The organism is Halostella sp. PRR32 (assembly GCF_034808085.1).
In the GTDB taxonomy this organism is placed as follows: domain Archaea; phylum Halobacteriota; class Halobacteria; order Halobacteriales; family Natronoarchaeaceae; genus Halostella; species Halostella pelagica.
In genome coordinates this window covers 1-279 of record NZ_JAXHGL010000074.1, presented here as the reverse complement: position 1 = coordinate 279, position 279 = coordinate 1, and the positions used below count along the sequence as shown (strand labels likewise).

The following is a 279-nucleotide window of genomic DNA, read 5'->3' as shown; positions in this document are numbered from 1 at the left end:
AAGTGCCGGACGCGGTCGTCGGCCGCTGCCATCTCGTCGGCGATCTCGGGCGTGGCGTCGTCGCAGCCGTCCTCCGCGACGATGACCTCGTAGGCGCCCTCGGGGAGGAACTCTGCGAGCGTCGCGAGCGTCGTCTCGACCGTGTTCCGGATGGTCGCCGCCTCGTTGTAGGCGGGGAGGACGACGCTCACCTCGACCGACACGCTACTCATTGGGTTCGTATCGGCAAGCCGCCGGTAAGAAGTTTCTGAACCGACACGGGGCCGCGTCGTTCGCGGC

Annotated in this window: 1 protein-coding gene; it reads right to left on the bottom strand. The window is 68.1% G+C overall.

The annotated features are described in order from the left end of the window. The coding region (locus SM753_RS20435; RefSeq protein ID WP_323192912.1) for a glycosyltransferase at nucleotides 1-212 on the bottom strand (212 nt) is incomplete at its 3' end. Between the last annotated feature and the right edge of the window lie 67 nt (nucleotides 213-279).